The sequence below is a fragment of the Tannockella kyphosi genome (assembly GCF_021054785.1).
In the GTDB taxonomy this organism is placed as follows: domain Bacteria; phylum Bacillota_I; class Bacilli_A; order Erysipelotrichales; family Coprobacillaceae; genus Tannockella; species Tannockella kyphosi.
In genome coordinates this window covers 385,148-410,192 of record NZ_CP088239.1, presented here as the reverse complement: position 1 = coordinate 410,192, position 25,045 = coordinate 385,148, and the positions used below count along the sequence as shown (strand labels likewise).

Annotated in this window: 29 protein-coding genes and 1 other annotated feature; of the genes, 1 reads left to right on the top strand and 28 read right to left on the bottom strand. The window is 30.9% G+C overall.

Translation table 11 applies throughout. The features are described 5' to 3' along the window. Positions 1–155 precede the first annotated feature (155 nt). From asnB to LRR82_RS02165, 3 genes are all read right to left on the bottom strand, one after another. On the bottom strand, positions 156–1,733 hold the full coding sequence (gene asnB, locus LRR82_RS02175) for an asparagine synthase B (protein ID WP_249029878.1): 1,578 nt from the start codon (positions 1,731–1,733) through the stop codon (positions 156–158). 162 nt (positions 1,734–1,895) lie between these two features. Beyond that, positions 1,896–3,524, bottom strand: coding sequence for a DAK2 domain-containing protein (locus tag LRR82_RS02170; protein WP_249029877.1), 1,629 nt, complete (start codon positions 3,522–3,524; stop codon positions 1,896–1,898). 9 nt (positions 3,525–3,533) lie between these two features. Then, positions 3,534–3,890, bottom strand: coding sequence for an Asp23/Gls24 family envelope stress response protein (locus LRR82_RS02165; RefSeq protein WP_249029876.1), 357 nt, complete (start codon positions 3,888–3,890; stop codon positions 3,534–3,536). A 216-nt stretch (positions 3,891–4,106) separates the two neighbouring features. Here LRR82_RS02165 and rpmB point away from each other — a divergent pair, with 216 nt between their 5' ends. Further along, positions 4,107–4,292, top strand: a complete 186-nt coding sequence (gene rpmB / locus LRR82_RS02160) for a 50S ribosomal protein L28 (protein ID WP_249029875.1) — start codon at positions 4,107–4,109, stop codon at positions 4,290–4,292. An 86-nt stretch (positions 4,293–4,378) separates the two neighbouring features. On the opposite strand, the gene dnaJ is transcribed toward rpmB, so the two are convergent. The 25 genes from dnaJ to LRR82_RS02035 all read right to left on the bottom strand — a co-directional run bounded on the left by dnaJ (position 4,379) and on the right by LRR82_RS02035 (position 24,955). Further along, positions 4,379–5,488, bottom strand: a complete 1,110-nt coding sequence (gene dnaJ / locus LRR82_RS02155) for a molecular chaperone DnaJ (RefSeq protein ID WP_249029874.1) — start codon at positions 5,486–5,488, stop codon at positions 4,379–4,381. A 54-nt stretch (positions 5,489–5,542) separates the two neighbouring features. Then, positions 5,543–7,345 (bottom strand): molecular chaperone DnaK, encoded by a 1,803-nt coding sequence (dnaK, locus tag LRR82_RS02150; RefSeq protein WP_249029873.1) that lies wholly within the window; start codon positions 7,343–7,345, stop codon positions 5,543–5,545. A gap of 17 nt (positions 7,346–7,362) precedes the next feature. Then, the gene (grpE, locus tag LRR82_RS02145) at positions 7,363–7,905 is read right to left on the bottom strand and encodes a nucleotide exchange factor GrpE (RefSeq protein WP_249029872.1); all 543 of its coding nucleotides are present in this window, start codon (positions 7,903–7,905) and stop codon (positions 7,363–7,365) included. A gap of 5 nt (positions 7,906–7,910) precedes the next feature. Continuing rightward, a complete protein-coding gene (hrcA, locus tag LRR82_RS02140) occupies positions 7,911–8,945 on the bottom strand; it encodes a heat-inducible transcriptional repressor HrcA (RefSeq protein WP_249029871.1) in 1,035 nt (344 codons plus the stop codon). A 131-nt stretch (positions 8,946–9,076) separates the two neighbouring features. Further along, positions 9,077–9,700 (bottom strand): flavin reductase, encoded by a 624-nt coding sequence (locus LRR82_RS02135; RefSeq protein WP_249029870.1) that lies wholly within the window; start codon positions 9,698–9,700, stop codon positions 9,077–9,079. A gap of 20 nt (positions 9,701–9,720) precedes the next feature. Next, complete coding sequence (gene hemW, locus LRR82_RS02130) at positions 9,721–10,809, bottom strand: radical SAM family heme chaperone HemW (protein ID WP_249029869.1); 1,089 nt, start codon at positions 10,807–10,809, stop codon at positions 9,721–9,723. After that, positions 10,809–12,008 (bottom strand): L-serine ammonia-lyase, iron-sulfur-dependent, subunit alpha, encoded by a 1,200-nt coding sequence (locus LRR82_RS02125; RefSeq protein WP_249029868.1) that lies wholly within the window; start codon positions 12,006–12,008, stop codon positions 10,809–10,811. Before LRR82_RS02125 ends, hemW begins: the two co-directional genes overlap by 1 nt. 14 nt (positions 12,009–12,022) lie before the next feature. Then, positions 12,023–12,979: a DNA polymerase III subunit delta gene (holA, locus tag LRR82_RS02120; RefSeq protein WP_249029867.1), complete on the bottom strand. Its 957-nt coding sequence runs from the start codon at positions 12,977–12,979 to the stop codon at positions 12,023–12,025. A 42-nt stretch (positions 12,980–13,021) separates the two neighbouring features. Beyond that, on the bottom strand, positions 13,022–15,022 hold the full coding sequence (locus LRR82_RS02115; protein ID WP_249029866.1) for a DNA internalization-related competence protein ComEC/Rec2: 2,001 nt from the start codon (positions 15,020–15,022) through the stop codon (positions 13,022–13,024). Then, positions 15,013–15,468 (bottom strand): helix-hairpin-helix domain-containing protein, encoded by a 456-nt coding sequence (locus LRR82_RS02110; protein ID WP_249029865.1) that lies wholly within the window; start codon positions 15,466–15,468, stop codon positions 15,013–15,015. The genes LRR82_RS02115 and LRR82_RS02110 overlap by 10 nt, the downstream gene beginning before the upstream one ends. 24 nt (positions 15,469–15,492) lie before the next feature. Further along, complete coding sequence (gene ruvB, locus LRR82_RS02105) at positions 15,493–16,482, bottom strand: Holliday junction branch migration DNA helicase RuvB (RefSeq protein WP_249029864.1); 990 nt, start codon at positions 16,480–16,482, stop codon at positions 15,493–15,495. A gap of 9 nt (positions 16,483–16,491) precedes the next feature. After that, entirely contained in the window at positions 16,492–17,058 is a 567-nt protein-coding gene (gene ruvA, locus LRR82_RS02100; protein ID WP_249029863.1) for a Holliday junction branch migration protein RuvA, read from the bottom strand. 140 nt (positions 17,059–17,198) lie between these two features. Next, positions 17,199–18,482, bottom strand: a complete 1,284-nt coding sequence (gene obgE / locus LRR82_RS02095; RefSeq protein WP_249029862.1) for a GTPase ObgE — start codon at positions 18,480–18,482, stop codon at positions 17,199–17,201. A gap of 52 nt (positions 18,483–18,534) precedes the next feature. Then, positions 18,535–18,822, bottom strand: coding sequence for a 50S ribosomal protein L27 (rpmA, locus tag LRR82_RS02090; RefSeq protein WP_283162786.1), 288 nt, complete (start codon positions 18,820–18,822; stop codon positions 18,535–18,537). Between the two features lie 3 nt (positions 18,823–18,825). Then, positions 18,826–19,143, bottom strand: coding sequence for a ribosomal-processing cysteine protease Prp (locus LRR82_RS02085; protein WP_249029861.1), 318 nt, complete (start codon positions 19,141–19,143; stop codon positions 18,826–18,828). A 10-nt stretch (positions 19,144–19,153) separates the two neighbouring features. Beyond that, positions 19,154–19,462 carry a 50S ribosomal protein L21 gene (rplU, locus tag LRR82_RS02080; RefSeq protein WP_249029860.1) on the bottom strand — a complete coding sequence of 103 codons (309 nt, stop codon included), beginning with the start codon at positions 19,460–19,462 and terminating at the stop codon, positions 19,154–19,156. A gap of 13 nt (positions 19,463–19,475) precedes the next feature. After that, positions 19,476–19,544, bottom strand: a sequence feature (ribosomal protein L21 leader region). Between the two features lie 72 nt (positions 19,545–19,616). Then, positions 19,617–20,348, bottom strand: a complete 732-nt coding sequence (locus tag LRR82_RS02075) for a site-2 protease family protein (RefSeq protein WP_249029859.1) — start codon at positions 20,346–20,348, stop codon at positions 19,617–19,619. Beyond that, positions 20,323–20,898, bottom strand: a complete 576-nt coding sequence (locus LRR82_RS02070) for a peptidoglycan DD-metalloendopeptidase family protein (protein WP_249029858.1) — start codon at positions 20,896–20,898, stop codon at positions 20,323–20,325. Before LRR82_RS02070 ends, LRR82_RS02075 begins: the two co-directional genes overlap by 26 nt. Positions 20,899–20,946: 48 nt before the next feature. Then, positions 20,947–21,726, bottom strand: a complete 780-nt coding sequence (minD, locus tag LRR82_RS02065) for a septum site-determining protein MinD (protein WP_249029857.1) — start codon at positions 21,724–21,726, stop codon at positions 20,947–20,949. Further along, positions 21,695–22,291 (bottom strand): hypothetical protein, encoded by a 597-nt coding sequence (locus LRR82_RS02060; protein WP_249029856.1) that lies wholly within the window; start codon positions 22,289–22,291, stop codon positions 21,695–21,697. Before LRR82_RS02060 ends, minD begins: the two co-directional genes overlap by 32 nt. Further along, a complete protein-coding gene (gene mreD, locus LRR82_RS02055; protein ID WP_249029855.1) occupies positions 22,281–22,799 on the bottom strand; it encodes a rod shape-determining protein MreD in 519 nt (172 codons plus the stop codon). Before mreD ends, LRR82_RS02060 begins: the two co-directional genes overlap by 11 nt. After that, on the bottom strand, positions 22,792–23,643 hold the full coding sequence (mreC, locus tag LRR82_RS02050) for a rod shape-determining protein MreC (protein WP_249029854.1): 852 nt from the start codon (positions 23,641–23,643) through the stop codon (positions 22,792–22,794). Before mreC ends, mreD begins: the two co-directional genes overlap by 8 nt. Before the next feature lie 49 nt (positions 23,644–23,692). Next, on the bottom strand, positions 23,693–24,376 hold the full coding sequence (radC, locus tag LRR82_RS02045; RefSeq protein WP_249029853.1) for a RadC family protein: 684 nt from the start codon (positions 24,374–24,376) through the stop codon (positions 23,693–23,695). Next, on the bottom strand, positions 24,373–24,750 hold the full coding sequence (locus tag LRR82_RS02040; RefSeq protein ID WP_249029852.1) for an SPOR domain-containing protein: 378 nt from the start codon (positions 24,748–24,750) through the stop codon (positions 24,373–24,375). The genes radC and LRR82_RS02040 overlap by 4 nt, the downstream gene beginning before the upstream one ends. A 46-nt stretch (positions 24,751–24,796) precedes the next feature. Next, complete coding sequence (locus LRR82_RS02035; protein ID WP_249029851.1) at positions 24,797–24,955, bottom strand: hypothetical protein; 159 nt, start codon at positions 24,953–24,955, stop codon at positions 24,797–24,799. Between the last annotated feature and the right edge of the window lie 90 nt (positions 24,956–25,045).

Sequence of the window (25,045 nt, the reverse complement as noted above, 5' to 3'; positions counted from 1 at the left end):
GACTAATATAATTATATATTTCTATTTGTCAAGAATTACATCCTCAATAACACCATAATTCCTTAAACTATGTGAAATAGACAATTTAAATTTTACAGCTTATCGTCAATCATTTTTAAGAAATTTAGTTAGAAAACAAAAAAGTAGACAAAAGTCTACTTTCCACTATCACCATAGTTTGGTAAAACACGAGCACTTGGATCAGTAACATTACAGTTAGGCCAAGATGTATTTGGTAACCAATAAGCAGTAATTAAGTTTTCTCTATTAGGATATAATTCAACAAATGTTAAACGATATAATAACGCTTCTTTTGTCATTGGTGGATTATAATCTAAGAAAGGTTTTCTTAATAACTCAAATTCTTCATCTGTATATAATCCCTCTGCATATTCTTTGATAATATCAACCATAGAATGTCCTACTGCATCCGAGAATGCTGCTTTTTCACGCATACGAATATTTTCAAGTAATTCTTCATTAGTAAAAGCATTTCTTAATAAGTATTTTCCAATACCATAACTATTCATTTTTAATTTAGGATCAATTGACATAACATAATTCGCAAAATCATAATCACTAAAAGGAACACGAGCTTCTAAACTATGTGCTGCAATACAACGATCTGCTCTAAGAACATCATATTGATATAATTCACGCATTCTTTTTGCACTTTCTTCTTGGAATTCTTCAGGACTAGGTGCATAATCAGTATATTTATAACCAAATAATTCATCACTAACTTCTCCTGATAATAATACACGAATATCTGTTTTTTCATGAATGTTTTTACAAAGAATATACATTCCGATACTAGCACGAATTGTTGTTATATCATATGTTTCTAAATGATAAATAACTTCTTTAATAGAATCTAATACTTCTGTTGGTGTCATAAAGAATTCTGTATGATCACTTTTAATATCTTCTGCTACTATTCTAGCATAATGTAAATCTATTGCATCTGATTTCATACCAACTGCAAATGTTTTAATTGGTTTATCTAGTTGCTTTTGTGCTATTGCACAAACTAAAGAAGAATCTAATCCTCCACTTAATAAGAATCCTACAGGAGCATCACTATCTAGTCTTTTTTCAATAGCAGCTACTAATTTATCATGAATGTTTTTTTGAATTTCATCCATGTTTGTTTGATATTCTTCTACTTTTGTTACATCTAAGAATTGTACAAATTCTCCATCTTTGTAATAACTTCCAATAGGGAATGGATGTACTTCTTTACAAATATTGTGAATAGCTTTCATTTCAGATGCAAAAGCTATTTTACCATTTTCTTGGTAACCATAGAATAATGGTCTAATCCCTAATTGATCTCTTGCTGCAAACCATGTTTTATTTGTTGCATCATAAATTGCTAGTGCAAACTCACCTTCAATATGATGAACCATGTCTTCTTTATATAATGAATATAATGGTAAAAGAATTTCACAGTCACTTTCTGATTTAAAAGTAAATTGTTTTTCTAGTTCTTTTTTTACTGCTCTAAAATTATAAATTTCTCCATTACATAAAACATAATTATTATCCAATGTCATTGGTTGCATCCCTTCAGGATGTAATCCCATGATTGCAAGACGATGGAATCCTAGGATTGCTTCATCTAATTTTATTACTTCACTTTGGTCAGGACCACGATATTGTATGAAAGAGAACTCTTTTTCAAATTCTTCTTTCGTTAATAATGTCCCATCAACTGCCATAAAACCGCACATAACTTTTCCCCCTTAATATAATAGCCTAAAACTATCTTATACGTTATTCTAAAGGACATTGTATACAATGTCAATAATAAGTTGTTACAATACCATAATCTCTTGTAATTGTTGTTAAAATAACTATTTTAACAATAAAAAAAGATATTGATAAACAATATCTTATTCTACACCTACAATAAATGAGTACACTGGTTGTAGACCATAAACTACTTCCATTTCAGCATCAAAATGGTCTTCTACATAGCTTTCCATTTCTTCCACATCCGCACTAACAATATCTTCACCTACAATTAAAGTGATTAATTCACTTTCATCATCTACTAGTGTTTCTAATACTGTTTGAAGTGCATGTAATTTATTAGGCTTACAAGCAACTATACTTTTATTACAAATAGCCATATAATCATTGGCTTTAATTTCTACTCCATCTATATTTGTATCTTTAATAGCGAATGTTACTTCCCCTGTTTGAACATTTTTTATAGCTTCTTGCATTTCTGCAACATTATCTTCTAAAGCAATATCTGGATTATACATAACACATGCTGACATCCCTTGAGGAATTGTTTTTGTTGGAATAACAATAACATCAATTTCATCTTCTAAAATAGTAGCAGATTGTTGTGCTGTCATCACAATATTTGAATTGTTTGGTAAAACAATTACATGTTTCGCATTTAAGTCACGAATTGCTTGAACCATGTCTTCTGTAGAAGGATTCATTGTTTGTCCTCCACTTACTACATAATCACAATGTAAAGATAAGAAAGCTTCTTCTAGTCCTTTACCCGCACATACAGAAATAATTCCTACTTCTTTTGCTTCTTTTTTTGTTGGTTCGCTTGCTTCGATAATGTTATTATGTTGTTCTTGCATATTTTCAATTTTCAACTTAATAAACTCACCAAATCTTTGTGCCAAGTTTAAGGCTTCCCCTGGTTTTAAAGTATGAACATGTACTTTTACAATTTCTTCATCTTGTACTACAACAATACTATCTCCAGGAATTCTAGATAACTCTTTCTTTAATTGTTCTTCATTGAACTTATCAACTAAAGAATCTTCTAAACGTACAATGAATTCTGTACAGTAACCAAAGGCATCTTCTCCACCTTCAATATCACTTCCAGCCATTTCAACTTCACCAGTTCCTTGAACATTTAAATATTCAATTGTTTCTCCAGCTAATGCTTTTGCAAAACCTTCAAATACTAATAACAGTCCTGCTCCACCACTATCAACTACACCTACTTCTTTTAAAACAGGTAATAATTCTGGTGTGTTTTCTAAAGATACTTTTGCTGCTTGAATAAAATAATCAAACATTTCTTCAATATCCATATCTTCTTGCACATATTCTACAACTGCCGCACTTGATTCACGAATAACCGTTAAGATAGTACCCTCTACAGGACGCATAACAGCCTTGTATGCAACTTTTGTTCCACTATTTAAAGCATTTGCTAGTTGTACTGCATTTACTTCGCTATAGCCTTCTAACCCTGTTGCAATACCTCTAAAAATTTGTGAAAGGATAACACCCGAATTCCCACGTGCTCCCATTAATAACCCTTTCGATAATTTCTTGGCTACTGCATAAATATCTAACGTATCCATTGTAGATACTTCTTTTGATCCCGCCGTAAAAGTTAAAGACATATTTGTTCCTGTGTCTCCATCTGGTACTGGGAATACATTTAAAGCATCAATTTCTAAATGATTATTATGTAAGTTATTAGCTCCACATATAACCATTTCTTTAAACATTTTTCCATTTATCGTTTTCATCAAATATTCTTACTCCATTCCTCTGATTCCTTGTACAAAAATATTAACAGATTCAACATGCAAATCCAATGTTGATTCAACAACATATTTTACTTTTTTTTGTACTTCGTGAATAATCTCAGTAATTTTTACACCATAACCAACAATGATATAGACATCTAATATTAATCCCGTATCACCATCTTTTACTTCAATTCCTTTTGAATAATTTTCTTTTCCTAATAATTCATGAAAGCCATCTTTTAATTTCTTTTGACTAGCCATTCCTACTACACCATAACATTCAGTAGCTGCACCACCTGTAACAGTTGAAACTACTTCTAAAGAAATTGTAATACTTCCCATATTTGTATTCTTTTCTAACATAGATATACCTCCATCTACCATTAACTATTTTTTAACATTATACAGTATATTAATAAAATTATCAATTATCCTGTTTGATTCAATAAAAATATTATTTCTTTTGATTACAATGATATTATATACAATTTTTTTAAAAAAACAATTGCATTTTTACAAAATCAATGGTATCATAGCAAAGTACGTTAAAACACTACTAAAAAAGGAGGGAGAACTACAATGTCAAGAAAATGTCAAATCAGTGGAAAAGGACCTATGTCTGGTAACACTCGTTCTCATGCTTTAAACTCTAGCAGAAGAAAATGGAATGTCAATTTACAAAAAGCTACTATTTTAGTAGATGGTAAACCTACTAAAGTAAGAATTTCTACAAGAGAACTAAGAAGCTTAAGAAAAGCTGGATAATCAAATAGCAGCATACATAAAAATGAGAACTTATTCTCATTTTTTATTTTACCCAAAAAAAAGAGTGCCACACTAGCGGCACTCTTTTATCGTTTAAATGATTTTTTAAAAGAATCAAAAATAGAATCTTTTTTGTCTAATTTAGCTAATTGATCATAAAGTTCTTTTTCTTTATGAGAAAGCTTCGTAGGTATTTCTACATTTACTTTCACAATTTGATCACCATAAGAATCACTTCTTAAATCTTTTACACCTTTTCCTTTTAAACGTAAACTACTTCCAGATTGCGTTCCGGCAGGGATTTTCAAATTCACATCACCATATACTGTTGGTACTTCTATTTCACAACCAAGTGTTGCATTCACACTAGAAATAGGTACTGTTACATAAATAGTACGCCCATCACGGGTAAAGTGTTGATGAGTTTGTACACGAACTTCGACAAATAAGTCACCATTCGATCCACCATTTGCTCCTCTAGCACCTTTTCCAGCTACACGTAACTGTTGCCCACTACCAATTCCTGCTGGAATATCTAATTGAACAGTCACTGTTTTATTTACATAACCACGACCATGACAATCATTACATTTGTTTTTAATAACTTTACCAGTACCTCCACAATCAGGACAAGTAACTGTTTGTACTACTGCCCCAAATGGTGAATTCACTTGTTGTTGAACATGACCTGTTCCACGACATCTAGAACAAGTACTTACATCACTCGCACTTTTAGCACCCGTTCCATTACAAGTAGAACAAGCTGCATCATAATTGATTTTAACATCTTTTTTAACACCATTAATTGCTTCCATAAAAGTAATTGTTAATTCCATTAAACGATCTTGTCCACGTTGAGGACCAGTACGTTGTCGACGTTGTCCACCACCAAAGAATGAACCAAAAATATCTCCTAAGTCAACATCGTCAAAACCACCATAACCACCACCAGCACCATTACCAGCACCTTGTTCAAAGGCAGCGTGTCCATATCTATCATATGTTGCTTTTTTGTTTGCATCCGATAAAATCTCATAAGCCTCTGCACATTCTTTAAAATTAGCTTCTGCATCTGCCGCTTTATTTACATCAGGATGAAACTCCTTTGCTTTTTTACGATACGCACGCTTTATTTCATCTCCTGATGCACTTTTAGAAACCCCTAGTACATCATAATAATCTCTTTTATTTGCCATATTTCCACCCTTTATATTACCACGTAAAACCAAGGCATTGCCTTGGCTTTATGATTAGTTCTTTTCTTCGAATTCTGCATCCATTACATTGTCATCACTTGGTCCATCAGCTGGTTGCCCTTGATCACCTTGTTGTTGATATGCATAGCTTGCCATTTGTTGAGCCATTTGTTCTAACTCAGCCATTTTAGCCTCTAATGTATCCATGTCATTTGCATCTAAAGCAGCTTTTAATTCGTTTTTCAATGCTTCAGCACTTTCTTTTTGTTGTGCATCAATTTTATCACCTTGTTCTTCTAATGATTTTTCAATTTCATTGATCATTTGTTCTGCTTTATTTTTAGTTTCAATATCTTTACGTTTCTTTTCATCTTCTGATTTATTAGCTTCTGCTTCATTTACCATACGTTCAATTTCATCATCTGATAAACCAGTAGAGTTTTGAATTACGATTGATTGTTCTTTTTGTGTTTTTAAATCTTTTGCTTTTACATTTACAATACCATTAACATCAATTGAGAATGTAACTTCAATTTGAGGAACTCCTCTTCTTGCAGGTTCAATACCATCTAATTTAAATAAACCTAATTGTTTATTATCAGCTGCCATTGATCTTTCACCTTGCAATACATTAATATCTACTGCTGGTTGGTTATCAGCTGCAGTTGAGAATACTTGTGACTTTGTTGTAGGAATTGTTGTATTTCTTTCGATTAATACAGTCATTACACCACCCATTGTTTCAATACCTAAAGATAAAGGTGTAACATCTAATAATACAACTCCTTTTACATCACCAGCAATAACTCCACCTTGAATTGCAGCACCCATTGATACTACTTCATCAGGATTTACAGATTTATTAGGTTCTTTTCCTAATAATCTTTTTACTGATTCTTGAACAGCAATAATACGAGTAGATCCACCAACTAATAATACTTGATCAATTTCACTTGGAGACATACCAGCATCTTTTAATGCTTGTTTTACTGGTACTTCTGTACGATCTACTAATGATTTTGTTAATTCATCAAATTTAGCTCTAGTTAATGTTAATTCTAAATGGACAGGTCCTGCGGCACCTGCAGAGATAAATGGTAATGAAATTTGTGTTTGCACTACTCCTGATAAATCTTTTTTTGCTTTTTCAGCAGCTTCTCTTACACGAGGCATTGCCATTTTATCAGCACTTAAATCAATTCCTTGATCTTTTTTGAATTCAGCAACAATCCAATCAATTAATTTTTGATCAAAATCATCTCCACCTAAGTGATTATCTCCTGATGTAGATAATACTTCAAATGTACCATCCGCTAACTCTAAGATAGAAACATCAAAAGTTCCTCCTCCTAAGTCATATACTAATACTTTTTGTTCTTGATCTTGTTTATCTAAACCAAACGCTAATGCAGCTGCAGTTGGTTCATTAATAATACGTTCTACTTCTAATCCAGCAATTTTACCAGCATCTTTTGTTGCTTGTCTTTGTGCATCATTAAAGTATGCAGGTACTGTAACTACTGCTTTTGATACAGTTTCACCTAAATAAGCTTCTGCTGTTGCTTTTAAGTTTTGTAAAATCATCGCAGAAATTTCTTCTGGTGAATAATCTTTTCCATTTACTGATGTTTTATGTCCTGTACCCATATGACGTTTAATAGATTGAATTGTATTAATGTTTGTTACTGCTTGTCTTTTAGCAGCATCTCCAACAATAATTTCTTCATTTTTAAATGATACTACTGATGGTGTTGTACGACTTCCTTCAGGATTTGTAATTACTTTTACTTCTCCATTGTCCATAACACTTACACATGAATTTGTTGTTCCTAAATCGATTCCAATAATTTTTGACATTTTCTTTTCCTCCGTTATTATTGATTTACTTTTACTAAAGATGCACGAATAACGCGATCTTTTAACATATAACCTTTTTGTAATTCTTCCACAATCATATTTGATTCAAAGTTCTCATCACTTACGCTCATCACTGCTTGGTGTAAACTTGGATCAAATTCCTTACCTGCTGTTTCAATTACTGTAATTCCTTGTTTTTCAAAAACAGCTTTTAATTGTTGATAAATCATTTCATATCCTTTTATGAAGGTTTGTACTTCCTCACTAGGATTTTCAACTAACATCGCTCTTTCAAAGTTATCTACCACTGGTAATAACTCTTCAATAAAGCTTTGCATCATAAACTTCATCGCATTATTATGCTCATTTTGAAGTCTTCTCTTTGTGTTTTCCATGTCTGCAAATACTTTATAATAATCTGTTTTCCAGTTATTTGCTTCTTGTTCTAACTTAGCAATTTTATCTTCACTAGTTTCTTCGACCACTTCACTTTCAGTCTCTTCCACTACTTCTTGTTCTACTTCTTCTACCACTTCAGGCTCTTTCATTTCTTCACTCATTAACTTCACCTCGATCCATCATCTTCCTCAAAGAATACTTCTTCAATACTCTTTGAAATATACTCTACTAAAGATACTACTTTTTCATATGGCATTCTCGTAGGTCCGATTACAGAAATAGACCCTTGAGTCTCCTGTCCGGTTTTAAAGGATGCCGAGATAACTGAAACATCTTCAATCTCTTCAATCAAAGAATCTGTTCCAATTTTAATAGTAACCCCTTCATCTAACCCAATCGGAGTTAAATTACTCCATACTCCTGAGTTTTCAAATGCACTTACAATTCTACGAAGTGTTTGCACGTCACTATACTCTGGTTGATACAACATGTTTTCTTTGCCTGAGAAATATACATTATTTGCTGCAAACTTCACAAACGCTTCCATAAAAGCATTAAAGACTTCTTCATGTTCTTGAATCTTTAGAGCTAACACAGGACGAACATCTCGTTCTAAACGTAACGCTACTTGATTAATTGGTGTTCCAACTAATAAATCATTCATCATATTGACACAACCAATTAAATCATCCATAGAGATATCTTCCGGAAGATCAAATATCTTATTCTCTACGTGTCCTTGGTTGGTAATAATAATCGCAGTTACTCGGTTATGACCTAGCGGTACTAATGTGATTCTTTGTAAAGAATCTTCATAAGAATTAGGACCTAAGACAACCGATGTTAAATGTGTTAATTCACTTAACATTTGACAGCTTTCTTGAATAATTTCATTTAATGAACGAGTACGATCATTAAATATAGTTGCTACCTGATTTTTAATGGTTTGATCTAAATCTTTTTGTTCAAGTGTATCTACATAGAAACGATACCCCATCAAAGAAGGAATACGTCCAGATGAAGTATGTGTTTTTTCCAAATATCCCGCCTCTTCTAAATAACTCATCTCATTACGAATCGTTGCACTAGAATAAGGTAGTTGATATTTTGCCATTAACATCTTTGAGCCTACTGGTTCAGCAGTTTCAACAAACTCATCTACAATACATTTAAATATCAATAACTGTCTTGCCGTTAACATCAGTTCACCACCTTTAGCACTCTTTTATCTCTTGTGCTAATTCTATTATAACCATTTTATTAGCACTGTCAATACATTAGTGCTAAATAACCTATTTTTCCATGAAAAAATACGAACCTTACGTTCGTATTTTATAACTTCTCAAACACAGATGCTGGTTGTCCACAAACTGGACAAACATAATCTTCTGGAAGTTCATCTTCATTTAAAACATAATTACAAACAGTACAACGATATCCTTTTTCTTCTTTTACTTCTTGATAGCTAGAAGCATTTTTAGGTGTCGTTCCCTTTTTTTCTTTATGATAATTTTCATAAGTTAATACCTTGTTATCACTTAATACCTTTGCATCTTCTACTTTTGCAATAAACATTAGATGTGTACCAACATCTAAAACATTAACTAATCGACAACTAAAGGTTGCTGCTAACCCTTTCGTAATTTGTTTAACATTGTTTTGATCAATTGTGTATTCAACACCTTCAAACTTCTTTACATCACGACCTGATTGAAAACCAAAATGAGCAATAGTAGCCATTTCAATTTCATCTAACAAGACGCCACAATTAAACACTCCACTATCTTTAATTAAATCCGTTGTAAAATTATTTTTATTCAATGTAATACATACCTGTGCTGGGTCAGATGTTACCTGTACAAACGTATTAGCTATACAACCACTATCAAATCCATTGCAATTTCCAGTCACTAAATACAAACCATAACCCATCTTAAAAAAAGCTTTCGTATCCATAAACATTCCTCCTCTTTAAATTATCCCATAAAATCAATTAAAATACTATTTAAATACAAGATAGATTCTTTATTACAGCATATAAAAGCCTCTTTTAATGTCAACGTTCCTAATGAAAGGTGTTTATCTAGTGCTTTTTGATATATTTGTAGAAAATCAACACCATAACGTTGATTAAATTCTTTGATATCCAATCCTCTAACCAATCGAAGTGACATCATAATGTGTTCAAACATCATATCTTCATTAGAATTGACATCAATATTTAAAACATTCTCTTTACAATATTGAAATACATTTTTAGTATGGGTGATACATTGATTGTCTATTTTCCCTACTGCTCCACAACCAACTCCATCATAATCTTCATACTTCCAATAAAGAGAATTATGTTTTGATTCAAATCCTTTTCTAGCATAATTACTAATTTCATATTTAGAGAAACCAAGATTTTCTAATTCTTGATCAATATAAAGATTATATTCAATATCTTGAAGTTCTTCTAAAGGAACATAATTTTTATTTTTTAAAACAGTATGATCTTCTAAAATCAAAGAGTAATAAGAGATATGTTGTATCGCTAAGTTAGCGACAATGACTAAGTCTTCTTTTATGTTATCAAATGTTTGATTCGGTAAACCATACATTAAATCAATAGAAATATTTTGAATTCCTACTATTTGTGCATTTGTAATTAATCCAAATACTTGTTCTTTGGTATGTAGTCTTTCAATCCCTTTTAATAATGAATCATGAAAAGTTTGAACTCCAATACTTAAACGATTCACTACATTCTGGATAATTACTAATTTTTCCATCGTCATGGATTCAGGATTTACTTCCATTGTAATCTCTTTAGTATGATCATTAACAAATGGCTTTATCATTTCCATCAAAGTTCTTAATTGTTCACAAGATAAACTACTTGGAGTTCCACCACCAATATAAATGGACTCATAACAATTTCTTTGATCCAATTCTTGCAACTCTTTTTTTAACATTTCTAAATATTTTTCAACAAGTTCTTGATTATAATACACTTTACAAAAGTCACAATAACTACAAATATTATCACAAAAAGGGATATGAATATAAAGACCCTTCGTCATTACAATTCAAACTCCTTTGCTAGTCCACCTAATGAAGTTTCTTTATAGGCACTATTTAAATCTTTTCCTGTCTCATTCATCACTCGTACCACTGCATCAAAAGATACTTTATTTTCTCTTAAATACCCTAATTGTTTGGCATACATTGCTGCATCCATTGCTCTTAAGGCCGCAAAACCATTTCTTTCAATACAAGGAATTTGAACATATCCTCCTACTGGATCACAAGTAAGTCCTAAATTATGTTCCAAACCCATTTCAGCAGCATATTCAATTAATGAATTATTTAATTCCAAAATCCAACCATAACTAGCAGCAGCCATTGCACAAGCACTTCCAATCTCCGCTTGACAACCACCTTGAGCACCAGAAATAGTAGCATTCTTTTTAATAACATTTCCAAATACTCCTGCAACTGCCAATGCTTTGATTAAATCACTCTCAGGAATTTCTAATTGTTTGTAACAATAATATAAAATAGCTGGTAAAACACCACTAGCCCCACAAGTTGGAGCAGTTACAATGGTATTCCCGCTAGCATTTTGCTCACTAACAGCATAGGCATAACTACTAATTAATAATCTTTCTCTTTCACTTTGATTTCTGGTATTCATTGCTTGTTGATGCAAGCTACGTGCCACTCTTTTTAAACGTAAACTCCCCGGAAGTTCACCAACTTCTTTTAAGCCTTCCTCTACTCCTTGAAACATAGAATCTAATACTTGATATAAGTATTCTTCTATTCCTTCTCCTTCAAAAAAGCAAACATAATCATAAAATGTCATTGCATTTTCTTCCATATATTTGATTACTTCTCCTAAGTTTTGATGAGGATATGTATTTATTATCGTTTCCTCATGTTGACCATCAAATAAAATTGTTCCTCCTCCTATCGAATAAACAACATATTCAAAAGCCTCTTTATCTTCATATACAACAAACTTCATACCATTTGCATGTTTTTCTAATGTAGTAGCTTCAAAATGAATAGTTACATTCTCTTTGCCTAACACTTCTTCTATAATCGCATCCGTTAAATGCCCCTTCCCTGTTAAAGAAAGCGACCCATATAAAAAGACTTCATAACGAATAGCTTTAGGATGTAGGAAAGCTATTTTTAAGGCTGCACGCTTTGGTCCATATGTATGTGATGAAGAAGGACCAACTCCAATTTTTAGTAATTCTTTTATAGATTCCATATTATACCCCTTCTTTATACTATTTTAATTTTTAACATAAACAATTCAAAGCCCATATCTTTATCCATTCTACCTGTTTTAATACCTTCATCTAAATTAGCTAATTGATCTAAACATTTTAGAAGTTCTTGAATTGTAAAATTTTTACCTTCTTGACGGACATATTTTAAACGATAAGGATTTACTCCTAACATTTTACCAATTTCTTGGTCATTATAACCTTTTCTATCTAATAATTTAACTTGATATAACAATCTCATTTGACTAGCTACCAAAGCAATTAATTTTACTGGTTCTTCTTTTAATGATTGTAAATCTTTATAAATAGAAAACATTCTTTGATAATCTTTTGCTAAAATAGCTCTTGTTAGTTGAAAAACATCATCTTCAATCGGTTTACTAATTAATAAATCAATTATTCCTTTATCAATATGATTACCATACAAACAAACTTTTTCCATTTCTAAAGAAGCATGCAACAAATCATTAGATACTCTTTCCATAAACAACTCCAATGCATCTTCTTCAATCGTTACATTTCTATCTCTCATATTCGTACGAATAAATTCTTTGACTTTATAATGATCTAAATGTTCATAAATATAGTAATTAGCAACCTTCTTTAATTGTTTCACACACTTCTTACGGTTATCAAAATCACTACGATCATTAAAAATAACAAAAATAACTTCTTCATTATCTACTGGTAAATAATCTAAAAAGTATTTTTCCTCTTCTTCATATTTCCCTTTTGTCCCTGTTAAAAACAGTGGTCGATAATAAACAACCATTTTTTTATCTGCTAAAAAAGGAGCAGTAATTAAATCCTCATACACTTCTGCCATCTTATTATTTTCACCATAATATACTGATAAATTCATTCTATCATTACTACAGTTATATTCTTTTTTTAACGCTTCTAACTTCTTATCCATCAGCATACGTTCACTACCATAAATTACACAGATCATCTTTTTTCACCCACTTCATTATACCCTATCTCTATAAAAAAGTCATGGATAAATAAAGGTAGCTTCTCCATAACTAACAAGTCTCACCATTCCCATTAAATCACTTCGATAAACAGGTATCCCTAAACTTTCAAAACGTTCTAAAACAATATCGGAAGGATGTCCATAAGAATTATCTAACCCACAACTAATCAATGCTACATTAGGTTGTAGCCATGCTAAAAAAGCATCACTACTAGAGGAACTACTACCATGATGACTTACTTTCAAAACATCTACCTGTAAATCAGGATAATAGTCTATCAATAATTCTTCTATTTCATAACCAATATCTCCAGCAAATAAATAAGTATCCTCTTGTACTGTTACATACATAATTAAGGATGATTCATTTCCTTCACTACTATCTCTTGGTATTTGTAACAATTCTATAAAAACATCACCATATGTATAGGATATATCTTGATCTTCACGTATCACTTCTTTTACATCAAAATTAGCTTCTAACGATTCTAATCCACCACTATGATCATAATCATCATGAGAAATAAATACTGCATCTAAACTAGATATTCCAATACTTCTTAAATAAGGAATCACTGTACTAGTAGCCACATCATAATAAACAGACCCCCCTGTATCAATTAGAATATTACCTTGATTAAAACTATTTTGAATTAAAAAACAATCTCCTTGTCCCACATCAATCATTACTACTTGTGTATAGAGAGAATATTTAGAATAAATATGAAATGCAACTATAATTGCCATTACTTTCCCTATTTCTAATCCATTCTTCTTGCCAACACTACTTTTTAATATTGCTAGAAAAAAATAAAAATAATAACTCAAATAAAATAATAATGGTGGATCACTAAAACAGATATAAAAGTTAATGGCATCAAAGAATACAAATAAGTTATCAAAGAAATATAAAATAATTAATAAGAAAGGTTTGACTATTCCACCTAACAAAGCATACCACAACAATCCTTGATACAGCACACTAACAATAGGTGTTAGTAAAAAGCCTAATAAAAATGATACACTAGGTATCATATATTGGATATAAATAATAATAGGAATACTTGCAAGATAAATATAAAATCCCTTCATTTTACAATTCCTTGTTATTAAAACAATAAAATAAATAAAATAAGAAAACAAAAAAGATAAATGAAATATAACATAAGGATTACTATAAATCATAAAAATAGTTACTATTGCTAGAATATCTAATTGACTAAGATATTTTTTAAACAACCGATATAAAACCATCACTAAATAAGCTCTTAAAAAAGATATATTATAAGGAATAATATAAATATAAAAACCAATAATAACATAAATAACTATTTCTAACCATTTAGGGCTAATAAAAAACTGTAGTATTTGGTATAACCATTTCTTTAAATATTGAATATGTAAACCAGATAATGCGAATAAATACACAATAGATAATGCACTCATTTGAGTATATAATTCTTCCATTTGAGTATCTTTAATCCCTAATAAAAACAAAGATGCAAAGCTATCAATTAACTCTTCACTACTAAAACGTTCTTTTAAAATACGAAACAAACTATTTACTTGTTGATAATCTTCTATTTCTACTAAATAAGCATACTGACAAATACCATTACTTAATAAATATCGTTGATAATCAAACCCAGAATCATTTCCAACTGGAGTAAACTCTTGGTATTCTACCTTTAGTTCTATGTAATCTTTTTGACATACATCCTCAAACTCTCCAAAAACCACTACTTTTGCCCCATCTACCTTAACAACTATTTGATCTTCATCAACATCTACAACTTGCCCATAAATAACTTCATCACTTATTTCCTTAGGGTACTGTGCTGTCAATAAAAAAAGGATTGTGATAACAAGAATACTTATGCCTTCTTTTTTAGTAATTCGATGATGTAATAAAATAAAAAAGGGTATATACCCTAAAACAAATAGTATATGAACATGTTTAGAAACTACTGCTAATAGGATACTAATAAAATAATAAGGTAACTGATGTTTTAAGGCCATAAATATTCCCTCAAATTAAGATAAGTCTTTTCTCCAATACCACTCACATTTTGTATATCCTCTATAATCCCAAAAGGAGTAGCTTCTCGATACTCTATAATCTTAGTTGCAGTCACTTCACCCACTCCACTAAGTTCCATTAATTCTTCCATACTTGCATTATTTAATGATATCCCTTGACTAATAGGTATATAAATTACTTGTTGATTTTCTAATTGACGAGTTACATCAAAACCATATTCATTCTCTATTTCCAAAGCATCAAATAACTCTTGTAAAGTTGGTACATAATCAAAAGTTATCGAAGTTTCTAATAATCCTTCCACATAAATCACGTATTCTATTTCATCTGTTTCTGTTTGTGTTGTTTGAACAGGTAATGTAAAACTATATATAGTAGAAACAACTATAAAAAACACTAATAATCCTATTTCCCATTTTTTCATCTTTTCCTCCATAAAAAAAGAGAACTATTCGTCCTCTAAAATTTGAAAATGTTGATAAGCCAAAGATGTTACCACACGCCCTCTTGGTGTCCTTTTAATTAAACCAATTTGTAACAAATAAGGTTCATATACATCTTCTAATGTTTGTGGTTCTTCTCCAATTGATGCAGCTATTGCTTCTAAGCCAACTGGTCCTCCTTTAAAACGTTGAATAATTCCTAATAAGTATTTATGATCCACATCATCTAACCCTAAATTATCTACTTTTAAACGATCCAATGCTTCTACTGTACGTTCATTTGATATTGTTTCTTCTCCATAGAACTGTGCAAAATCACGCACTCTACGGAATAATCTATTGGCAATACGTGGTGTTCCACGACTACGAATAGCTAATGAATGTGTCGCATCCCCTTGCATTGGCACTTTATAAACATTGCTAGTACGATCAATGATTTGTGTCAACTCATCTTCTGTATAATAATCTAATTTTGATAGAATTCCAAAACGATCTCTTAGTGGTGCTGATAAATCCCCAGCTCTTGTTGTTGCTCCTACTAATGTAAAGGGCGGTAAGTCAATACGTACGGATCTAGTAGTTGCTTCTTTACCAATAATAACATCAACACAAAAATCTTCCATTGCTGGATATAAAATTTCTTCCACCACTTTATTTAATCGATGAATCTCATCAATAAATAAAACATCTCCTGGTTCTAAAGCAGTTAGTATTGCAACTAAATCACCTGTTTTTTCAATACTAGGCCCTGTTGTTATTTTAATATTAGAACCCAACTCATTAGCAATAATCATTGACATCGTTGTTTTTCCAAGCCCTGGTGGTCCATACAGTAAAACATGATCCAATGCTTCGTCACGGATTTTTGCTGCTCCTACAAAAACTCGTAAGTTATCTTTTAAGCTAGTTTGCCCAATATATTCATCAAAGCTTTGAGGACGTAAAGAGCTTTCATCATCTTCTATTGTTGCATCTAATAATTCTTCTCTATTCATAAATCCCCCTTATTTCACTAATAAACTTAATGCTTTTTTTACATATCCATTTGTATCCAATGCTTCATTATGCAAAGTTCCCATCACTTTATCCACTTCATTAGCACGATAACCTAACGCTAATAATACTTCTTTTGCTTCTTCAAAAGATTCATTACTAATTGCAAACGTACTAGCAACCATTACCGGGAATTTACCATGTAAATCTAAGATTATTTGTTGTGCTGCTTTCGGTCCAATACCAGGTATCTTCTTTAAAAAAGCAATATTTTTTGATTCAATAGCTACAATTATATCTTGTGTATTTCCTATCGCTAACATTCCTATCGCTGTTTTACACCCAATCCCTTTTACTAGTATTAATTTTAAAAACAACTCTTTTTGATCTTTGGTTGCAAAACCAAAGAAGGTATGAGCATCTTCTTTTACTTGTAAATAAACATAAACAATAGTTTCTTGTTCTTTTTTAAAATCATAAGGATTACTAACAAGAATATGATAACCTATCCCTTGATTTTCTAATACAATATGATCTTTTTGAACATCTATTATAATCCCTTTAATATAACTATACATATCTATACTCCTATCCATATTTCTATTATACAAGAAATATGCACTCTTTTCATTTCAAAGTTGTCTCAATTCTTTTTCAATTATAGCATAATTTATCCTTAAAATAAAAAAAATCAAGACTTTCATCCTGATTTTCTAAACTAATCCATAAATTCAAATTCAAATTCTAAAATACGTACACTATCACCATCTTGAGCTCCGGCAATACGTAAAGCATCATCGATACCCATATTACGCATTTTAATAGCCAAACGTTTCACACTATCATCACTAACTAAAGAAGTCATTGAGATTAAACGTTCAATCTTAGCTCCAGTAATATTCCACATTCCATTACCTTCATTATGAATTTCAAATGGTTTCTCATCTTGATCTTCCATTGTATATAAAACAGTATTTTCACTATCATCCACTTGTTCAAATGATTGTGCTGTATCTAATGAATCAGCAACCGCATATAATACTGCATCCAATCCTTCATGAATTAAAGTAGTAACTGGGAATACCGTTACATCTTCTCCAACTTTTTCACGGAAAATACGTAGATTCTCTTTGGCACATTCTTCATCCATTTTATTAGCCACAATAATTTGTGGACGTTCTAATAAACGATACTGATATTGTTCTAATTCAGAATTAATTGTTAAATAATCTTGGTAAGGATCACGACCATCAACACTACCCATATCAATAACATGCACGATAACACGACAACGTTCAATATGACGTAAGAACTGATGTCCTAGCCCTTTTCCTTGACTAGCACCTTCAATTAACCCTGGTAAGTCTGCCATTACAAAAGAACGTCCGTCTTTTGCTTGAACAACACCTAAATTAGGGACAATCGTAGTAAAATGATAATCTGCGATTTCAGGTTTTGCACGAGAAACCACTGATAATAAAGTTGACTTTCCTACAGAAGGAAATCCTACTAAACCAACATCTGCAAGTAATTTTAACTCACAAATAACATCAAATTTTTCTCCAGGTTCTCCACGTTCACAAATCATTGGAGCCGGATTTCTAGAAGTCGCAAAACGGGCATTACCACGTCCTCCACGACCTGATTTAGCGATAATAGCTTGTTGTTTATCACTAGTTAAATCAGCTAATATTTTACCATTATCTTCTCTTTTAATAATTGTACCAACAGGTACTTTAATAATACGATCTTGAGCATCACTTCCGTGACATCTTTTTGGCATACCATTTTGCCCTGAAGCAGCACGGTATTCACGATTATAACGTAAATCTAATAAAGTAGTTAAAGAATTCGTTGCTTCAAAAATAACACTTCCTCCACGACCACCATCACCACCTGCAGGTCCTCCTTTAGGTACGTGAGCTTCACGACGGAAAGCAACAACACCATCTCCACCTTTACCAGCTTCTACGTAGATTTTTGCTTTATCTATAAATTTCATTATTTCACCTCGTTTCTATTCGAATAAAAAAATCCCTAAAGAGGGATTTTCATTATGCAGCTTTTGGATAAACTGAAACTTTTTTACGATCTCTACCTAATCTTTCGAATTTTACAATCCCATCAACTGTAGCGAATAAAGTATCATCTCCACCTTTTTGTACATTTGTACCCGGATGAATTTTAGTTCCTCTTTGTCTATAAATAATAGAACCTGCAAGACAGAATTGCCCATCTGCTAATTTAGCTCCTAATCTTTTAGAGTGAGAATCACGACCATTTTTAGTAGATCCTACACCTTTTTTAGAAGCGAATAATTGTAAGTCTAATTTGAACATCATATGTTACACCTCCATTTTATTTATTGAAATAAATTTCTGATTGCCTTCAAGTATTGTATCTAAACTAATTTCAAGAGTCTCTAGTATCACTTGACAAGTTTGATCAACACTATTTACAACAATAGATATATATCCTTCTTTCATTTCTAAAATACCTTGATTTAAAAAATCATTTGCCACTAAGCTATTTAGTATCCCCACACTAATTGCAGAAACACCTGCACAAATTAAATCTGTACCGTATTCACTACTATTTGCATGACCACTAATCGTGATTTCAGAAATGTTCTTATTTGTTTTTTTGATGATTACATCAATCATAATAAATTAATTACCCGTTAATAGCGTCGATAACTAATTTAGTGTAAGGTTGTCTATGACCTTGTTTTTTATGATAATGTTTTTTTGCATTATATTTGTAGATAGTAACTTTTTTCTCTTTACCTTGTTTTTCAACAGTAGCTTCTACTGTTGCACCTGCAACATAAGGAGCACCAATTTTAGTAGTTGTATCTCCAACTAATAAAACTTTATCAAAAATTACTTTTTCTCCTGCTTCAACTTCTAACTTTTCTACAAAGATAGCGTCTCCAGCTTCTACTTTTAATTGTTTTCCACCTGTTTCGATAATTGCGTACATATCGCACCTCCTATAATATTCTAAGACTCGCCAACCAAGGCAGCATTGCTTTAATACCTTTTATGTGCGGTTGTAGTCTAGAGGTCTACAACATAGCTATGTTATCATTAATAATAGTGAATGTCAATAACTTTTTAATTTATTATTAAGCGGTCTATTTTTGCTTCGAATGTCTATTTAACAACACGGAAGTATAATTTATTTCACTAATTAAATGATTTTTATTATGATATACATTATGGTAGGCACGATAAAAATTAGTGTCTAAGACAACCCTTTCTTTTAGAAAAGGTAATATATTTATTCTTTGTAAAATTAGTTTTTTTATATAAAGCGGATAAGTAAGATAATACTTAGAAATGTGATAAATCAAGTATATATAAATAATAAAATAAGATGTCTCATAATACCAAACAATAAACACACTTAAACAAAATAAGGATATATATATTTGTAGTAATATAGCCTTTTGAAAGTCCATTACATAAGAAAATAGTAATAATAATATTTTTGATCCATCTAATGGATAAATTGGTAATATATTAAAAAATAATACTGTTTGTTGTAAATACTGAAATTCATTATTTGGAACAAGAAATAGAAAAGCATGCATACATAAACCACCCAATACGACTAACAATTCTTCTTCTATGCGATGAAAACCAAAATCATCTAATTGTATAAATGCTCCAAATGGTAACAATAAAACTTGTTTTATTTCAAAACAATAATACTTTGCAACTAAATAATGTCCTAATTCATGAAAAGAAACAATGAACAACAAAAGAAAATAGGTTCGAAAACAGCCTACCCACCAAGCTGCTAATAAATACAAGTACGTAATCGGATGAACATGCCAATCACTCCATCCCTTGATAAGTCTCATAACTAATTTCTTCTCCTAAATATTCAAATAATAAAACAATACTTTCTTGATAAGTTCCAATAGTTTGATCTGTTTCTACTATATCATAAAGTTCTACTTGAATATTATCCATTGCACTATAAGTTACTTCCACATCATTGTCTAATAAAACCGTAGCATAATACCCCATCATTTCTTGATATCCTGTATAAATCACTCTACCTGATTTTATACTTTTAACCTCATTTGTATAATTTGTATACTCATTTTCTCCCAAACTAACATATTGCATCGATTGTCCTACTTCACTACTTTCATCAAAGCCAAACAAGTTAGTACTAATCCAAACTTTGGCTATTTCATAGCTTTGCGTATTTAATACATTATCCATCACTTTTGAAAGGGTTTCTGTTTTATTACAAGTCGCAATAAATAACCCTACTGTTAACACAACCATAAAACGTATCATCGTATTATAAAGGGTTTTAAATTTGTAATCATCTAACATTTTCCCTTTTGGTTGATACTTACGTTTGCGAATTCTATTTTTCACTTCATCTATATCATTCATTTTATCACCCATTCTAATATATGTTCTATAAACTAAAATAGGCTAATTTTAAGATGCAAAGATTCGACGTAATAAATGCTTTTTTGTTTTTTTCATATAAGGTACATCTTGTCCTAACATCCTTTTTGCAACATTTAAAAAACAAGCATGCAATAAATGTCCTTCTTTTACAAAAATAGGAACACCTTTATTATTCGCTTCTATCATATCATGATCATCATATATAATTCCTAGTACTGGTAACGATAATATCTCGATTGCTTCTTCCATCGTAACAGCCTTTTTATTTATAATATCTTCCGGATTCACCTTATTAAAAACTATTTGAATATCATGAATTCCTTTTTTCATTAACAAGCCAATAACACGATCACTATCTCGCAATGATGCAATATCTAAGTTCACCACCACTATCGCACTACTTGCAATACCTGAAGCATAATCAAAACCTTTTTCTATTCCCGCAGGACTATCCACTATCATAAAATCATAATCATCTTGAATATTTTCAACTAATCTTTTCATATGTTCTAATGAAACATTTTCAAAAGAAAGCGACTTACAAGCTGGTAACAAAGATAAATGAGGAAATCTCTTATCTTTTACTAAAAGCTGTTCTATCGAACATCGCCCCGCAATAGCATCATTCAAATCATAGACAATTCTATTCTCCAAACCCATCATAACATCTAAATTCTTTAATCCAAAATCTGCATCCACCAAACAAACCTTCATTTTCAAAGAAGCTAGTGCACTGGCAAGATTCACACTGACACTACTCTTACCAACTCCACCCTTACCCGAAGTTACTACCACAATTCTTGACATAACTAATATCCCCCTTACACCATTTTATTTCATTATCTTGATAATATACTTTTGTAGCTTCAAAAGATGTAATATTTTGTAGACAACTGTTATTAATATGGATATTTCCATTTTTAATACTCTGACAATATACTTTTATATTTTCATTATGACTAACAATAGTTCCTGACATATCCCCTAAAATATAAATATCCTGACAACATTCAATCATAGCTCCTGGTTTCACATTCCCTATCAACAAAGTTTCTTGATAAAAAACTTCACTCTGACCACCATGTATATCCACTTCTTTTACTTGAACAGTTCGTTTTGATTTGTCACACCCTACGATTCCACCAAACAATAAAACTTGCTTCTCTAACAATAATTGAACCAATTTTTCTATTTCTTCATTATTTACCACCCGATTTTGAAAATCAAAAAAAGCCTGCGGATAAATAACAATATCTTGAAATATTGATTGATCCAAAAGACTTTCAAATTTATTTAAAAGGGAGGAAAATGATATATTTTCCTCCATGATAAAAGTATATTCATTATTTTTAGCTTTCATTTTAATACACATTTTTAATCACTCTCCATTCAACTTTGTTATAGATTATAAATAACACAATTGAAATCAAGAGATTAAAGAGAACAGTAGGAATAAAGCGTAATTGTAAAAACAAGACTACTGTTAATTGTGTCATACCTGTAAACCACATCAACAAATATAACACAGTCTCAAAAGCGAGGATTGTCGAAAACACAATATAAATATATTCAAATAATTGAAAATGCATTCCTTTGGTGTATTTATTAACACCCCAAGCTAAACCAACATATAAAAGTGGGAAGATTGCTAAAGAATTTCCATAAACAATTGTAAAATACAAACCAACAAGTACACTAAGTAAATATCTTTGTTCTTTTTCTACATGATTCACTAAAAAACAAAAAACCATTGTACCAACATATGGTACAACCATATAGCTGTTTTTAGTAAAATCAAATGGCATAAAGAAAGTAATCGTACTATCTATTACAAAACATCCTGCAGTTATTAAGAAATAACGAACCCATGTTTTACTCATCACCCGTCACCCTATTAATGATACCTACATATCTTATATCATCAAAACTAACCGCTGGTTCTACTAATAAACAAGCAGTCGATCCATCTGAATTAAGTTCTAATTCAATCGCATCTCCTATATAAATACCTGATGGAGTTTGACCATCTCCACCCAAACCAGATGTATATACTTTTGAACCACTCTCAAGAACAGTAATAGATGAAAGTAAAATAACTTCATATACATTTTCTTCACTATTATATTTATCTAACAATCCATAGATTACTTCATCACCATTATTTATTTGTACTGGGATTTGGTTAATTGGATTCTCTGTAGACAATAGTGAAACAGTCGCTGAAAGTTCACTAACCTCACTAATAATACCAATCATCCCTTCACTAGAAACTACAGCCATATTTTCCATAATCCCCGCATCACTACCTAAACCAATAACAATATTGCTATCCCATGATGTAATCGAACGATACTGTACAGCAGCATATTCTATTGTATAATCTATCGGTAAATAGTCCATATTCATTAGTTCTTGTAACTCTGAAATTTCACTTTCTAATAGCTCATTTCTAGCTAAAATACTTTCATATTCATCCAAACGACTTTTCAAACTTTCATTTTCATCATATACATCTTTTAATTCATAAAATTCTTCAAATAAACTTTCCACTATTTCAATCGGTCTTTTCACTAAATAATACTCAACTTGAGTGATAGAATCACGAACCATTCTCTCTATACCAAAACTTGTATTCCCTAACATTAAAGAAACGATAGATATTAATAATACAGTTACTACAAATATTAATATACGTTTTCTTTGTTTGTCTTTTTTTTCATTCATTCTACCACCTCACATATAGAACTTATTATAAGGCTTTCACAAACAAAAATCAATCTTCATTCATGAATACTTGGTTTGCTTCAAAACTATAAAATTTATTATCACCTATAATAATATGATCTACTAATGTAATTTCTAAACTCTTTGCCATTTCTTTTATTTTTTTAGTAGTTATTATATCTTCTTTTGAAGGATAGGGATTGCCAGAAGGATGATTATGTACTAATACAAATCTTTTTGCACCACATAGTAATATATTTTGAAATATTTCATTGGTAGCCATAATAGATACATCATTGCTTCCTATAAATAATAATTTAGATTGAATTACTTCTAGACGAACATTTAAACATAATAAATATACTTTTTCTTGTTTTTCAAATAGTAATTCATTAATTATATACTGATATATTTTAGTTGGATGATTTAATGTTACTTTTGGTTCACTTGATTTTAATAATCTCTTTGCTAGTTCGACACTTGCTAGTAGAGTAATCGCTTTTGCTTTTTTAATACCTTTTATTTGGATTAGAGAATGATAACTGATAGAAGGTAGTTCACTTAAACCACCAGCTTGATTTATCACTCTTTGACTTAATTCTAAAACTGATTCTTCCTTAGATCCAGTCCTAAGTAATAAAGATAGTAATTCTACATTACTTAAACTTTGAATCCCTTGCTCTAATGCTTTTTCACGAGGTAATTCAGATACTGGATATTCCTTTAATTTCACTCGATCACCTCTGCTATCAAAGTATATTCTGCTTTTTCCACACTATCATATCCTTCCTCACTTACTATGTATTCTATAATAGCCACTGAAAACCCCTCTGCCTTTAATTCTTCTTCCAATACACTAGCTTCCTTTTCTTCTATAAATACTCCACATACAACCTTATACATATCTTCATCGTCGATAATTTCACCTTGATAAGAAGCTAACTCCAATGACTCTAACATTCCATTGGCATTATCTTCATTTGAATATACTCCTACTTGACATACATATACTACATAATTTTCATTACCAAAACAGAATTGATAAAAGAAAGAAAAAAGAATAGCGAATATAATTGCAATAATACTAACCTTATAACTTGGTTTCATAATATCCCTCCTATACACTATATCCTTTCTTCTTAAAAGTATGCTATTATTCCCATTCAATTGTTACAAGATACGGAACACTTAGTCTACCTGCACTAGAACCAGCAATTTTATAAATCGCACATGCGATGGCTGCATAAATAATCCATATCGTAACAGAACCACCTTGTATTTGCATTTGTTCACTAACAATTAATTCTTGCATAATTTTCTCCTTCCTTTACCTAACCCTCATTAGGATATACGTTCCTCTTTCTTGTTTTTCTTTTTTAAAAAGAAAAAAAGTGTGAAATGT